Here is an 11,465-nt window from a genome sequence, read left to right on the forward strand (position 1 = left end):
ATTTCAAATGAAGCTTATTGAGAACATTGAGCCCATAAAAATCACTCCGGATCTTGTAAAAAGTTCACTTTATATTATATTTTTAATTACTGTGTTATCGTATTTTATTTTCTTTGACAAGAATTTAAAGATTGAATATAAGGAAACCTGTCCATGTAATACGGAATACACCCTTTCTCAATATGATGAAAGAGAAAAGATCTGGGAAAATAGAAAATATGCTACTGACCCAGACCTTAAAACATTTAAACTCAAGAACAAGATGGGTTTTACGATCGATAAGCTTGAAAATATTGATTTTTATAAATTGAATGATACCCTTTTCAGACCTTCAGAAAAAAGTGCATTTGACTTTTTCTCAAAACGCTTTTACTGGGACTGCAAAAACAAAGAAGTTTGGATATCTACACACTATAAATTATCTTTTAAATAATGGCAACTCATAATGATTTCGGTAAAATAGCAGAAGACCTCGCGGCAGAATATCTGCAGAAGAACGGCTATACCATTATAACCAGAAATTTCAGGTTTCAAAAAGCTGAAATAGATATCATTGCTGAAAAAGAAAACCTGATCATCATCATTGAAGTAAAAGCCCGTTCTACAGACGCTTATATCCTTCCTCAGGAAGCGGTTACCAAAACAAAAATCCGGTCTATTGTTTCAGCAGCCAACCACTATCTCGAAGAATTTTACAGGAATCATGAAGTAAGGTTTGATATTATTTCTGTTCTTCCTGACGAAAAAAAGAACCTGACCATTGAACATATTACCGATGCTTTTGAAGCTTTAGATGCCAACTGATGATGCAAAATTTAGATTGGGATAGTATTTATTCCGTTGTAGTTTACGTTCTGAAGAACTATCCGCTTAAAATCCTCTTTTATATGTCTTTATTCTTTATAATAGGCATAGTGATCAGTATCATTTACAGCGTGATTTTAAAAAAATATAAAGTTTTTTCAAGAGAACACAAATACTACAACTGGGCAGTAAAACTTTATATTCCCGCTATTTTTATCATCAACATTGTATTTGCTCTCAAACTGGGATTGTTCTGGGGTGCCTACGAAGCCTTAAAGAAGGACAGCTACTCTATTTCGCAGCAAACCTACAATGCCGGCACTTACTATGCTTTTAAAGACGAACAATCCAAAAAACAATTTGTGGGAAAACTTCAGTCTGTGGTATCAGATCTGAGCAACAGTAATCAGAATACGAAGATCCGAATTGTGGATATTGCCAAAGCCTACGACACAAAATACCAGGTGGTAGACAGCCCGAAAAACTGGCTGGCCTCTTTGTTTGCAGAAAAATACGGTGACAGGATCCACACGCTTGTCCTATATGGAATGCTTAATGCAGTTCCCCATGTGAATATTTCAGAAAGTATTTCCTATAAAGAATTTGATCAATTGACCAATCAGCTCGTCATGCTGGATCCAAAAGATGTGGAATCTTCTATTGTGAAGAATGTTCAGAATTTATTTCTGATGGTTTTGAAATCACAGTTTAAAACTATTATCAATGGAATTCTCATCATCTGGATCGTGCTCATGCTGATTCCATTAGTTGAATTCTGGATCTACAGATATGTAATGAAAAGAAAAAAGAACAATGTAAGAATGTAACAGTGTATCAATGCAAAAAATGCAGACTACTTTTTTATTGTTACATGGCTAGACTGATACATTGTTAAATTAAAAATATATTTTATGAAAACAATACTCATCACCGGAGCGACTTCCGGAATAGGAAAATCTACGGCAGAGCTTCTTGCCAGACAGGGAAACAGAATCATCATCTGTGGAAGGAGGAATGAAGTGCTGGAATCTGTAAAAGCCGAACTTTCTCAATATACCGAAATATTTAGTTTAATGTTTGACGTAAGAAATCTTGAAGAAGTTGAAAATGCCATTCATTCTCTTCCTGAAGAATGGAAAAATATTGATGTTTTAATCAATAATGCGGGGAATGCCCATGGTTTGGAGCCTCTTTCTTCCGGAAATACAGATGATTGGGATTCTATGATCGATGGCAATGTTAAAGGCCTTTTATACGTTTCCAAAATGATTATCCCCACTATGAAAGCCCGTAATACAGGCCATATCGTAAACATTAGTTCAGTGGCAGCAAGACAAACGTATGCTAACGGTACAGTATACTGTGCAACTAAAAAAGCAGTTGACGTAATTTCCGAAGGAATGCGTCTGGAACTTACCGAATTTGGAATCAAAGTGAGCAATATTCAGCCCGGTGCAGTGGAAACAGACTTCTCTTTGGTAAGATTCAAAGGAGATAGCGAAAGAGCAGCAACTGTATACGCCGGATATGATGCACTGAAAGCCGAAGATATTGCTGATGCCATCGCTTATTGCATAAATGCACCAAAACATGTGATGGTTTCAGATATGACCATTTATCCGAGTGCCCAAAGTGAGCCAAGAACGATTTACAGAAAATAGGGTGAAAAAAGGATCACTTTTTATTCTGTTTTTTTCATTGGCATTTTGGAGTTGCCAAAGTGTGGATACTTCTGAAAAAGAGGGGAAACTATTTGAAACCATTAAACTCCTGGATAGCTACCTCCGGAATAATGATCAGAAGATCGCAGATATTTTGGATGAGGATGTTTCTTTTGGTCATTCCAATGGCTGGATACAGAACTTTGAAGATTTCAAAAAAGATTTTTCATCAAAAAAAGTGATTTATCAAGCTATTCATCAAACAGAACTTTCTGAGATCAAACACTATAAAAATACAGCAAGTATCAGAAGGAAGATAAAAGTTTTGGGAACGTACAAAAATCAGGATTTTGAAATGAAACTGGCTTTGCTGGAGATCTGGATACAAAAGAATACCGGATGGAAACTCTGGAGTCGTCAGAGTGTGGAAATAAAGCCATAAATTTGTGCAAATTTGAAGCAATTTTGCCCTTTTTGCGATTTTGCGACCTAGCTTAAAAATTAAAGAGATGAAAATTCTATATCTGGAAACCTCTTCCAAAAATTGTTCAGTAGCTATTTCGGAGGACGAAAAGCTCCTGTGTCTTTGTGAAGAAGTCTCCGAGAACTATAAACAGTCTGAAAGTCTTCACACGTATGTAGAATGGGCACTGGAAGGCGCCGGGCTCACCATGCAGGACATCGAGGCGGTTTCTTTAGGTAAAGGACCTGGTTCTTATACCGGATTAAGAATCGGGGCAGCTTCTGCAAAAGGTTTCTGCTACGGACTGAAGATTCCGCTTATTGCGGTAAATTCTTTAGAAAGCATGATAGAGCCTTTTTTAGGCAGTATCTATGATTTTGTAGTGCCATTGATTGATGCCAGGAGAATGGAGGTGTATACAGCCGTTTATGACGGTAGGACAGGGGAGGAGCTCTCGCAGACCGAAGCTAAAATTCTGGATGAAACTTCTTTCGGAGAATTTAAAGATAAAAAAGTGATTTTTGTTGGGGATGGTGCCAGGAAAGCAAAAGATATTCTCGACCTGCCTGAAGCAGAATTTAGAGATGACGTGTATCCTTCTGCACAGTACCTTATCAAAAAGACTCTGGAAAAGATAGATCAAAAGGAAGTGGAAGATATTGCTTACTTTGAGCCTTTTTATCTCAAAGATTTTCACGGGGTAAAGAAAAAGAAAAGCGAAGAGTAGATCTTCGCTTTTTTTATTTATTTGGTTATTTAGGCATTGCCGGAATACTGCTATCAGGTGTTTTCTCTTTGTCCTTTTTCAGTCTCTGTTTAGGATTCTTAGGTTCTATTGTACCCGGACTTTGAAGCCCCTGCAAAAGCTGGGTGTTTTTATCCATTTCGGTAGGCATCTGTGGAATACTATTGTCCTGATTCTGCACAGGCTGTCCAGGTATCCCCGGTTGCTGTGGAAGAGAATTTCCTTTATTATCCGTAGCCTGGAAAGAGAGTTCACTTTTCAGATAATTCAGCATTTCCTTGGCTTTTACCCCTTCAGGCGTTTTGGAATAATTGAGAGCAATCTGTTCAAGCTGCAGAATCATTACCTCTTTTCCACTGGTTTTACCTGTGTTGAAAGCGTTCAGCAGGTGAAATTTTGGGATCAGGGCATCTTTTGGAAAATTCTTTATGGTCTGATCTATAACGTCTCTACTTTCTACAAACTTTTCAGATTCGTAGAGAGCGTAGGCCTTTTTATATTCATTTTCAACCTCCTGAGATGACTTTACAAATGAAACATTCTTAGGGTTTCTCGCAAATTCCGCGTAAGAGGTATAAGGATAGTCGGTTAAAAGAATCTGCTTCGCTTTTTCCGAGGCCTGAGGGTTCTTCAGATAATTCATCGCGAAGATCTCATAAAGTGCCTGCAGCATTACTTTTTCCTCAGGTTTTACGTCAACAAGGTCATATAAGGTTTTGGTGGCCAGTGGAGTATTGGTAAAATAATTCTGATACATGATTCCCAAACCTAACGAAGCAGTATCCCTGTCTTTTTTCAGCTGGCCCAGTTTTTCCTGATCTGTTGGGATCTGTTCGATATAGTAGGTAGGTTCGAAACGTCTTGGATTCGGGGCTGAAGTTACCCCCAGCGCTTCATTTTTCATATCTTCAATAGAAGCCATCTTCTTGGAATAACGCCAGTTATCCGCTAATGCTCTTTCTCCCCAGATCTGCTTAAACGAAGAAGTTCCTTTGCTTATCGTCCCGGTATTGCTGAAATAAAACCCTTTGGTGGTGACTCCAAAATCTTCAAAAGAATTGGTATTATTCGCAAATATAGAATTAGCATTATAGTCTCCGCCATCAAATCCTTTGCTCCTTTCTGCACGTCTTCTTTCCAGCTCTTCTTTCTCCTCTTTAGCTTTCAGTTTTGCAATATATTTTGTGAAAAAGTCCGTTTTCTGTGGGTCAGTCATCCTTGCTAAAGAAAGAATACTATCATTTTTCTTAATCAGATAATAGTTTTTGGAGATCTTCTTGATATATTCAGACTGATCCTTCAAAAGAATCTTGGAAGGTTCGTAAGTCATCACCGTAAGTGCTGAATCATAATAGGTTCCTGCACCGATATAGTCGTTTTTTTCAAGATAACTTTTCCCTATTTCATAATACGTCAGACCTCTTACCTGCGGGTCAGACACTTTCTCAAATAAAGATTTTTTAAAGAAATCCTGAGCTTCATCTTTCTTCCCGGCTTTATTGGCCATTAATCCTAAAGCGTAGTAAAATTCGTTCTTTCTGGAACCGTAAGTTCCTTTTTTACTGATGCCTTCAAGATAATTTTTAGCCCCGTTATAATCTCCTTTTCCATTGAATGTCTTCGCAATAGCGATTTGGGACTTCACTTCAAATTCAAAATCATTAGCGTACTTATAGGCCTGGGTAAAACTTTCTCTGGCTTTATCATTGTTACCCATATTTTCATATACCTGTCCTTTCAGATAGGATATTCTACTCTTTAATTTTCTGTCTGAGTTCAATTCAAAAGCCCTGTCAAGTTCAGCAGCGGCTTCTTCTTTTTTCCCGGAATCCAAAAGAGACTCGGAATAGTAGATACTCAGCAGTTTAGAATAGCTTTTATTAATATCCTCACCTTTCAGTTTGGCAAAAGTTTCGTTCGCTTTATGATAATCCTTGATCTGTGCATAAGCCACACCCTGATATATTCTGGCTAAAGGAAGCCTCTTATCATCCTTCATATGGGTGAAAACATAATTCAATGCATCCAGTGCCTGTACCGCTTTATTCTGGTAAATTCTGGACTGTACCAGGATCATATATGCATCGAAGATCTTTTTATTCTTTTCTTCACCACTTCTGATAACGGAGTATTTGGTGATGGCTTTTTGGGCCTTTGCCTCAGCAATTTCTAAAGTGGTTGCCCCCTTATTTTGCAGGGCATCCGGCTGGCTGGGTTCTCCATTGGAACCAGGCATCCCCGGTGGCATCCCGGGAGCTCCTCTTCCTTCAGAAGGCCTGTTTACCTCCGCCATTCTCATAGAGTTTTCGGCAAATGCAGAAGACTGTCCGAGATCACTTCCAAGAGGCTGATCCTCATAGGTAAGAATAGGGATGTAGGGAGCATAGAAGTTATCTTTATGATCCTTGTCTCTGCTCGTAAATTCACTGTTCAATGCGTCTTTAGCATTAAAAAGGGTATTATAATAGGTGTTAAATCCTTTCATGAACTTTGATCGCTGCTCCGGCTTTTTGGTCTTGGTAACACAAGAAGCAACGAGACACATGATTAAAAGGAAGATAATATTTTTTTTCATTATTCAATATAACTCTCTTATCTGCTTTTTATTATAGGCAGTTGATGATTTTGTAAAAATAATAAAATTTTATAATGAATAATATTTATATTTCATTCAAAATTTTGTAAACCAAGTGGGTAGGAAGTCCCATGATGGTATAAAAACTTCCGTTCATTTTCCTGATTTTTGCCATTCCCAACCATTCCTGGATGCCATAGCTACCTGCTTTGTCGAAAGGTTTGTAATGTTGAACGTAATAGTTTATTTCATCATCTGTAATCTCATCAAACTCTACCTCTGCCACATCGGTTTCCGTATATATTTTATCAACGGTTTTGATACTGATTCCCGTATATACCTGATGCGTTTTTCCGGATAACATACGGAGCATATGCCTGGCTTCGTTTTCATCTTTAGGCTTTCCAAGGATTTGCTCTTCAGCAGCAACCACGGTATCAGCTGTAAGCAAAACTTCATCACCTTTTAATTCTCTGAACGCTTCTGCTTTTAATTCCGACAGATAGGCGGCAGCTTCTTCTATTCTTATCATTTCAGGAAGAATCTCTTCACAGTCTATTTTCACCACTTCAAAATCAAAACCTAAGCTGGTGAGCAGCTCTTTTCTTCTGGGTGACTGGGATGCTAAAAGTAATTTCATGTCTTGAATTTATACAGATTGGGTATTATCGTCATGCCAGTTCCCCTGAACTTTCATAACCTGCTCGATTACATCTCTTACCGCACCGCTTCCGCCTTTTTTGGACGAAATGTAGTCGGATATACCTTTTACTTCAGGAACAGCATTTTCCGGGCATGCTGCAATGGCAGAACTTTCCATAATGTGGATGTCGGGAAGATCATCTCCCATCGTCAGAATCTCTTCATTTCTAAGATTATACTTCTTTTTGAAATCTTCAAAATCAGCCATCTTATCGTGTGATTTTGCATAATAGTCATGGATACCAAGATAATTGATTCTGTGTTTTACCATATCATCATTTCCACCGGTAATGACCCCAATTAAATATTTGTTTTTTAATGCTTTTACTACAGCATATCCGTCCAGGACATTCATTACCCGGCACATATTTCCTCCAGGCATCAGATAAACGCTTCCGTCTGTAAAAACTCCGTCTACATCAAACACAAATGCCTTAATATCTTTTAATTTCTCTTTATAACTCATACATTTTTTGAATAGAATGATTCATTGTCTTGTAAATCTCAAGACTTTCGTCTTTTAATAACTGCTCATGTAATTCCAGCACCCTCAGATCATTTCGTACAGCAGGTCCCGTTTGTGCGGCTTTAGGTTCAATTTCATGAATCTTTTTCACCGTTTCATCAATGAGCGGTAAAAAATAGTCAAACGGAATTTCCTGTGAATCGGAAACTTCTTTGGCTCTTGCAAAAAGATGATTAACAAAATTACAGGCAAAAACGGCTGTAAGATGAATATATTTTCTCTTTTCGTGATTGCTTTCCATTACATTTTCTGAAATCTGCGAAGCAAGGTCAAAAAGAATTTGCTTATCCTCTTCATTTTCTGTTTCAATAAAAAACGGGACCTTTTCATATTCCAGTTCTTTTGATTTCGAAAAAGTCTGTAAAGGATAAAAGCTTGATTTTCTGTACTCCCCCGCCAGAATTTCTTTGGGAAGAGATCCTGAAGTATGGGCGACTAAAGCATCCTTTTTAGTGATGATTTTAGAAACATTTTCCACGGAATTGTCACTTACGCAGATAATGTACACATCTGCATCCTCCAGATGTTCCGTAGAATATGGGACATCCAGTTCTTCAGAGATTTTCTTCAGTTCTTCCCCATTTCTTCCAAAGATCTGCAGCAATGGAATTTTTTTCAGACTGAAAGCTTTTGCCATATGGTAGGCCACATTTCCGGAACCTATGATTACAATTTGCATCTAACAAAGATAAGATTTTAAAGGAAGATGAAAGCAGGGCATGGTAAGTTTATCATCAATCTCCGCATTCCCCGTTGCCTAATGCTCAGAGCGTTTCGGGATGCGGGTTTCGAGCGTCAAATCAGGAACTATCTTTATATGCATATATTTCTGGATCAATTTTAAAACCTGGGAAGCAGATACGCTTTTTCACGCAAAGTCGTACTTTAATGCTGTAGGGTACAAGTTGACCAAAGGAGGAATCAATTTATTTGATTCGATGATGCGAACGTTTTTTATTCATACGCTTAACCAGCGACCTGGTCGAAGCCTTTGCCTCCCTTAAAACTCAACGCTTCCTAAATAAACCTTTGCGTCAAAAAAAAATTATCTTTTACTCAAATTTTGAAGGTGATCCCAAATTCCGTGCATCTTACCCTTGAAACTTATAATTCAAAACTTACCACTCATAACTCCCTCATACCCAAACTCAGATTATTTTAAATATTTGGACTGAAAATTGAATAAGTAATTTAACTTTCGGCTATTTTTGTAATCCAAAACAGTGAAAGCATCTTATGAAGATTAAGGACGCGGAAATTATTTCGTTGATGCAAAATCCACGGACCCAGGAAAAAGGGGTACGGGCCTTGATGGATGCTTATCAAAGCAGATTGTACTGGCACATCAGAAGGATTATTGTAGATGGAGACCTTGCTCAGGATACGCTGCAGGAGACTTTTATTAAAGCCTATCAGAATTTTCACCAGTTCAAAAATGATAGCCAGCTGTATACCTGGCTTTACAGGATCGCTACCAACGAAGCGCTACAGCAGGTCAATAAGATGAAGAAAATGCAGAAAACGGATGAAGATCCGGAGTATTATATGCAGAATCTGGTGGCCGACAATACAGAAGGAGATGCAGAAGAAATACAGCTGCTCCTCCAGAACGCCATACAAAGCCTGCCTGAAAAACAGAAACTGGTATTTATGATGCGGTATTATGATGATTTACCTTACGAAGAAATATCTAAAATTGTAGATATGTCTGTAGGGACTTTAAAAACAAATTACCATTATGCCAAACAGAAAATAGAAGAGTATATTAAAGAAAATTACGAGAGATAATTTTTTGACCAAACAAAGATGAAAGAGTTCGACATAGAAAAACTAGAACGAAAAAATATTTACAAAGTTCCGGATGATTTATTTGCCAATATCCAGAGCCATGTAATGAACGAAGTGAAAGCGAATAAGAAAGCACCGGTTTTTAAACTCAATTGGATGTATGCTGCTGCGGCATCACTGGCTTTACTGTTCGGAGTTACTTATGTTTTTAATTCTGATAACGATTCTTCTAAAGATGGGTTGAATTCAAAAACATATGCGGTGAATGAAAAACAGCCGAAAACAGAAAGTGAGCGTGCCTATGAAACCCTGGAAGCAGATTTAACTTCTGTTGAAAATAACAATCAAACAGTTAGTAACCAGAAAAGTAAAACAGCTTCTTATCCTTCAAAAACCGGCAATGAAAACATGGCCGCACCAAAAACAATACAAGCGGGCACGAAAAAAGAAGAAACTAAAATGAATGAATACCTGGATTCCTTTTCCAATTCTGAAATATCAGAGTTAGCAAGCAATTCTACACAGGACGTTTATTTAGATTTATATAATTAAGAAAGATGAAAAAGATATTATTTACGCTTTTTATTATGTATGGTTTTGGTCTGAATGCACAAAATGCCCAGACTTCAGACTATGACTGGAAAAAGATGGATCCTAAGCAAAGAAAGGAGGTAATAAACAATCTTTCTCCGGAAGAAAGAAAAGAACTTCTCAAGAAGTTCAGAAATAATATGGTGCTGGAAAATCTGGAAATAGACGCCAGTGATAAAACAGAGTTTACCCAACTGTATAATGAGTATCTTGAGAACCAGAAACAAATAAAAGGCCAGTTTAATCCTAATTTCAATCCTGAAACTTTATCTGATGATGAAGCGAAGGCAAAGCTTCAGCAAAGTTTTGAAGTAGGGCAGAAGCTGTTAGATAACAGGAAGAGATATGCTGATAAAATGCAGCAGGTGATCCCTTGCCAAAAAGTATTAAAACTATTCCAGTCTGAGGGAATGATGAGAGATAAAATGAATGAAAGAAAACCTCACAACGGGCACGATACTACGGCAAAGCCCAAACAGAACCCATAATAGTTTATTTTTTTAATGTTGGACGGCTCTCACAAATTTTTTTTGTGAGAGCCGTTTAGTGTTTATGAATTGCTATTTTTGCGCAAAAAAAAATATCTAATGAGTAAACTAATGCAGCTGGCATTCATTTTTATGGCTATTATCGCTTTTGCACAGACAAAAGAAGTCATAAAATTCAGGGGGAGCATTGTGAATTACAGTGAAAACCCGTATGCTTTTTTCAAAGTAATCGATCAGAGAGAGGATAAGCAGATCGGTACACTTCCTTTCGGGGACCAAAAGGAAATGAAAGAAGTTGTTTTTCCTTCGACACCGGATGCTGATTTTAGTGCGTGGTATCTGAAAAGCAATCAACCTGGTAAATTAACTGATTTTGTTTTGGTTTTAAAAAAGCTGAAGCTTTCAACAGGAGAATCTGATGGTAAGAAGACCGAAGGAAAGATGGATTTTTCTGCCCAGACTTTTGCTAAAACCGGCGATAAATACCAATTCCTATATAAAAAAGACACCGTATTTACTTTCTACGATAAGGAAGTTTCCGAACTGATGGTGAAAAATATTCCGACTATTTTTTCCCTATTCATCAAAAAATCATATTCATTGAATCCTACCGGAAATTCAGTTTCGCTAAATGATCTGGCGGATTACAGCAATCTTGTAAAAAACAATTATCCTGCTTTAAAAGAGGCTCAGCTAAAAGACGGAATTTATACCGATTATCTTTCTTTCTTTAATCAGACCCCGGAGAAGGGAGATTATGTTTTGGAGATCGATAAGAAAGGAGAGGTTACCAGAGCGGTAAAAGATGAAAATGGTAAAAAGACGAAGATTCCTGTCTACAAAATGTTTGCTTATGTAGAAAAAGGGAAGGCTCATAAATCCACGTTCTCCGGATTTATGGATCTTGATAAAGATGAAAACGGATTTTATATGATAGCCAACCGTGGCCATCTTTTTCCTGTACAAACCAACAGTACGTACGGAATGTTTGGTCTTATCGGGGGGATTGCCGGAGCCATTGAACAGGGAGCACGACAGAAGAAAATGAAGGCTGAAGATTCCGGGAAAGTCTATATTGACCCATTGACCGGAGAATATGACTTTTCTGAGGAATAATAAATT

Annotated in this window: 14 protein-coding genes; 10 read left to right on the forward strand and 4 right to left on the reverse strand. The window is 37.6% G+C overall.

All coding sequences use genetic code 11. The features are described from left to right. Positions 1–7 precede the first annotated feature (7 nt). From BW964_RS13115 to tsaB, 6 genes are all read left to right on the forward strand, one after another. A complete protein-coding gene (locus tag BW964_RS13115) occupies positions 8–433 on the forward strand; it encodes a hypothetical protein (protein WP_076507778.1) in 426 nt (141 codons plus the stop codon). Next, entirely contained in the window at positions 433–804 is a 372-nt protein-coding gene (locus BW964_RS13120) for a YraN family protein (RefSeq protein WP_076507780.1), read from the forward strand. The genes BW964_RS13115 and BW964_RS13120 overlap by 1 nt, the downstream gene beginning before the upstream one ends. Further along, entirely contained in the window at positions 804–1,631 is an 828-nt protein-coding gene (locus tag BW964_RS13125) for a hypothetical protein (RefSeq protein ID WP_076507781.1), read from the forward strand. Before BW964_RS13120 ends, BW964_RS13125 begins: the two co-directional genes overlap by 1 nt. Positions 1,632–1,715: 84 nt before the next feature. Next, positions 1,716–2,465, forward strand: a complete 750-nt coding sequence (locus tag BW964_RS13130) for an SDR family NAD(P)-dependent oxidoreductase (RefSeq protein ID WP_076507783.1) — start codon at positions 1,716–1,718, stop codon at positions 2,463–2,465. A gap of 1 nt (position 2,466) precedes the next feature. After that, positions 2,467–2,907 (forward strand): nuclear transport factor 2 family protein, encoded by a 441-nt coding sequence (locus tag BW964_RS13135; protein WP_076507784.1) that lies wholly within the window; start codon positions 2,467–2,469, stop codon positions 2,905–2,907. 67 nt (positions 2,908–2,974) lie between these two features. After that, complete coding sequence (gene tsaB, locus BW964_RS13140) at positions 2,975–3,655, forward strand: tRNA (adenosine(37)-N6)-threonylcarbamoyltransferase complex dimerization subunit type 1 TsaB (RefSeq protein ID WP_076507786.1); 681 nt, start codon at positions 2,975–2,977, stop codon at positions 3,653–3,655. A gap of 25 nt (positions 3,656–3,680) precedes the next feature. On the opposite strand, the gene porW is transcribed toward tsaB, so the two are convergent. The 4 genes from porW to BW964_RS13160 all read right to left on the reverse strand — a co-directional run bounded on the left by porW (position 3,681) and on the right by BW964_RS13160 (position 8,155). Beyond that, positions 3,681–6,248 carry a type IX secretion system periplasmic lipoprotein PorW/SprE gene (gene porW / locus BW964_RS13145; protein WP_084175843.1) on the reverse strand — a complete coding sequence of 856 codons (2,568 nt, stop codon included), beginning with the start codon at positions 6,246–6,248 and terminating at the stop codon, positions 3,681–3,683. 85 nt (positions 6,249–6,333) lie between these two features. Next, positions 6,334–6,888, reverse strand: a complete 555-nt coding sequence (locus BW964_RS13150; protein WP_076507788.1) for a Maf family protein — start codon at positions 6,886–6,888, stop codon at positions 6,334–6,336. 9 nt (positions 6,889–6,897) lie between these two features. After that, entirely contained in the window at positions 6,898–7,416 is a 519-nt protein-coding gene (locus BW964_RS13155) for a KdsC family phosphatase (RefSeq protein WP_076507789.1), read from the reverse strand. Next, complete coding sequence (locus BW964_RS13160) at positions 7,406–8,155, reverse strand: Rossmann-like and DUF2520 domain-containing protein (RefSeq protein ID WP_076507791.1); 750 nt, start codon at positions 8,153–8,155, stop codon at positions 7,406–7,408. Before BW964_RS13160 ends, BW964_RS13155 begins: the two co-directional genes overlap by 11 nt. Before the next feature lie 557 nt (positions 8,156–8,712). On the opposite strand from BW964_RS13160, the gene BW964_RS13165 reads away from it, so the two are divergent. The 4 genes from BW964_RS13165 (at position 8,713) to BW964_RS13180 (ending at position 11,459) form a co-directional block, all read left to right on the forward strand. Continuing rightward, positions 8,713–9,264, forward strand: a complete 552-nt coding sequence (locus BW964_RS13165; RefSeq protein ID WP_076507792.1) for an RNA polymerase sigma factor — start codon at positions 8,713–8,715, stop codon at positions 9,262–9,264. A gap of 18 nt (positions 9,265–9,282) precedes the next feature. Next, positions 9,283–9,816, forward strand: coding sequence for a hypothetical protein (locus BW964_RS13170; protein WP_076507794.1), 534 nt, complete (start codon positions 9,283–9,285; stop codon positions 9,814–9,816). Between the two features lie 5 nt (positions 9,817–9,821). Next, positions 9,822–10,343: a hypothetical protein gene (locus tag BW964_RS13175; protein WP_076507796.1), complete on the forward strand. Its 522-nt coding sequence runs from the start codon at positions 9,822–9,824 to the stop codon at positions 10,341–10,343. 99 nt (positions 10,344–10,442) lie between these two features. Then, positions 10,443–11,459 carry a hypothetical protein gene (locus BW964_RS13180; protein WP_123911963.1) on the forward strand — a complete coding sequence of 339 codons (1,017 nt, stop codon included), beginning with the start codon at positions 10,443–10,445 and terminating at the stop codon, positions 11,457–11,459. Positions 11,460–11,465: the final 6 nt, after the last annotated feature.

The organism is Chryseobacterium shigense (genome assembly GCF_900156575.1).
GTDB classification, from domain to species: domain Bacteria; phylum Bacteroidota; class Bacteroidia; order Flavobacteriales; family Weeksellaceae; genus Chryseobacterium; species Chryseobacterium shigense.